Source organism: Hydrogenophaga flava NBRC 102514 (assembly GCF_001571145.1).
Lineage (GTDB): Bacteria > Pseudomonadota > Gammaproteobacteria > Burkholderiales > Burkholderiaceae_C > Hydrogenophaga > Hydrogenophaga flava.
This window is the reverse complement of the sequence record NZ_BCTF01000056.1, coordinates 1-2,619: the sequence shown is the minus strand read 5'-3', so window position 1 is coordinate 2,619 and position 2,619 is coordinate 1. Positions and strand designations below refer to the sequence as shown.

Below are 2,619 nucleotides of genomic sequence, written 5' to 3'. Positions count from 1 at the left end.
TTGGCGCCGATTCAAATCTGACCAGGCGTGCCGATTGAATTTTGACCAGGGGCCTGCACCGGGTTTTTTGATGCCCGGTTGTGGATAACTATACGGTCATCGCTGCTTCTTGAATCTCCTTCTTGCTGCGTTGTGCATGGCCGCAAGCCAGCTGCGAAGGGCGCAGCCCGCAGCGGCCTGCTGGCGGCCCGTCAACTCAGAATGGCTCGGGCGCTGGTGTCTGAACGACCGTCTTGCCTTTGTCTTTGGCCTGCTCACGTGCTTTGCCCTTGGCCTTGACCTGCGCTGAGCTGTGGCGGAACCGGTAGGACTCGTTGCCCGTCTCCACGATGTGGCAGTGGTGCGTCAGCCTGTCCAGCAGTGCCGTGGTCATCTTCGCGTCGCCGAACACACTGGACCACTCGGCAAACGCCAGGTTGGTCGTGATCATCACGCTGGTGTGCTCGTACAGCCGGCTGAGCAGGTGGAACAGCAGCGCCCCGCCGGCCTGGCTGAACGGCAGATAACCCAGCTCATCGAGGATGAGTAGGTCCACGTGCAGCAGGCTGGCGGCGATGCGACCCGCACGCCCCTGGGCTTTCTCCTGCTCCAGCGCATTGACCAGATCGACCGTGGAGTAGAAGCGCACCCGTTTGCCGTGCTGGGTGATGGCCGCAATGCCCAGCGCGCTGGCCAGGTGCGTCTTGCCCGTGCCAGGGCCACCGATCAGCACCACGTTGTGGGCTTGGTCGGTGAACGCGAGGCTGGCCAGCTGACTGACCAGCACCCGCTCCACCGCCGAGGCCTCGAAGTCGAAGCCGGCCAGATCCCGGTGCATGGGGAATCGTGCCGCCTTCATCTGGTAGGACACCGAACGCATCGCCCGGTCCACCCCTTCGGCCTGCAGCAGGTGCTCCAGCAGCCAGCGTGCACTCTGCAGCGCCGCCGTCTCCCCTTGCCCCAGCAGATCATCCCAGGCGCTGGCCATGCCGTACAGCCGCAAGCTCTTGAGTTCGCTGGCAATCTCAGTTCGCATGGCCAGCCTCCTGAGCGTCGGCGGCGCGCAGCCGGTCGTAGCGGTGGGTGTCAGCTCGTGGCGCCTCGCGCAGCGCCAGGGCCGTGTCCGCCGGTGGCGGACGCTGCGGATCACTCAGGCGCGCCAGCACGTTGCGCACGTGCTCCACGCTGATGTGTCCGCTGGGTGTGGCGTGTTCGAGCACCAGTTCCACCGCCACCAGCAGCGTGTCCAGCCCTGCCGTAGGCACCAGGGCCAGCACCTCCGAGAGCACCCGGTCACCACCGGTGAGGCGCATCAGGGCATGACGCAGTTGCGCCAGCGGCCGAGGCATATCGGCAAACGGTGCTCCGTTCCTCAGTGCCCCGGGCTTGCGCTGCACCAGCTCGATGTAGTGCTGCCAGTCGAACACCGTCTGCCCCCGGTTGAGCACCCGCTCGTGGCTGGCCACCAGCGCGTCCCCAGCGACCACGTCCACGCGGCCGGGATACAGCCGCGTGCTCACCATGTGCCCGGCCCACTCGCAGGGCACCGAGTAGCGGTTGCGCGCCACCGTCACCAGGCAGGTGCTGCTGACCCGCGCGGGGCGCTCCACGTAGCCGTCAAACGGCGCCGGCATGCCCATGAGGTGCTCGCGCTCGAGCTGCAGCACCTCGGCGATGCTCAGCTCCCGGTGCTGCGGGTGCGGTGTGTCCGCCCACACCGCCTTGCAGCGCTCGGCCAGCCACGCGTTGAGTTCGGCAAAGCTGGTGAACTTGCGCTCTCGCGCTTCCAGCCACACCCGTCGCCGGCTGTCCTGCACGTTCTTCTCCACCACCCCCTTCTCCCAGCCCGAGGCCACGTTGCAGAAGTCCGCATCGAACAGGTAGTGGCTGCACATGGCCGCAAACCGGGCATTGACCACCCGGCCCTTGCCCTTCTTGACCTTGTCCACCGCCGTCTTCATGTTGTCGTAGATGCCCCGACGAGCCACGCCGCCGAGCGCCGCAAACGACCTCGTGTGCGCGTCAAACAGCATCTCGTGCCCCTGGCTGGGGTACGCCACCAGCCAGAACGCGCGCGAGGCGCACAGCTTCAGGTGCGCCACCTGCGCCTGGTGGTATACCCCGCCCACAACGATGCCTTCTTCGCTCCAGTCAAACTGGAACGCCTCGCCCAGCTCGAAGCTCAGCGGCACAAACGCCTTCGTGGTGTCCTTGCCCGAGTCCTGTCGCCACGTCCGGATGAAGTCCGTCACCGCGCTGTAGCCGCCACGGTAGCCTTGGGCCTGGATCTGCACAAACAGCGCCCGCGCCGTGCGCCGCTGATCCCGAGCTCGGTGGGCATCCGTCTTGAGCGCCGCCACCAGCGTCGCCTCGAACGCCGAGAGCTTGCCCACCTTCTGTGCCCGCTCATACCGCGGCTGGGTCGCCGCCGGCGCCTTCAGCCACTTCTTGACGGTGTTCCTCGACAAACCCGTCTTCCTCGAGATCTCGCTGATCGAGACCCCGTCGCGCATCTTCATGCGCCTGACCTTGCCAATCATGTCCATGGTGATCACCTCTTTTGCTCCTGCCAAAAAATTCAGCAGTCGCGTGATACACCCTGGTCAGTTTTGAAGCGGCACTCCCGCCTTCAGATGGTCA

General features: G+C 65.8%; 2 protein-coding genes. Both read right to left on the bottom strand.

All coding sequences use genetic code 11. The features are described 5' to 3' along the window. Positions 1 to 196 precede the first annotated feature (196 nt). Complete coding sequence (gene istB / locus HFL01S_RS24300) at positions 197 to 1,015, bottom strand: IS21-like element helper ATPase IstB (protein WP_066263918.1); 819 nt, start codon at positions 1,013 to 1,015, stop codon at positions 197 to 199. Next, positions 1,005 to 2,525 (bottom strand): IS21 family transposase, encoded by a 1,521-nt coding sequence (gene istA / locus HFL01S_RS24295; protein ID WP_084383632.1) that lies wholly within the window; start codon positions 2,523 to 2,525, stop codon positions 1,005 to 1,007. Before istA ends, istB begins: the two co-directional genes overlap by 11 nt. Positions 2,526 to 2,619 lie beyond the last annotated feature (94 nt).

Excerpts from the sequence above, each read along its gene's own strand:
- istB (WP_066263918.1), bottom strand. The coding sequence starts at position 1,015 with ATGCGAACTGAGATTGCCAGCGAACTCAAGAGCTTGCGGCTGTACGGC.
- istA (WP_084383632.1), bottom strand. The coding sequence starts at position 2,525 with ATGGACATGATTGGCAAGGTCAGGCGCATGAAGATGCGCGACGGGGTC.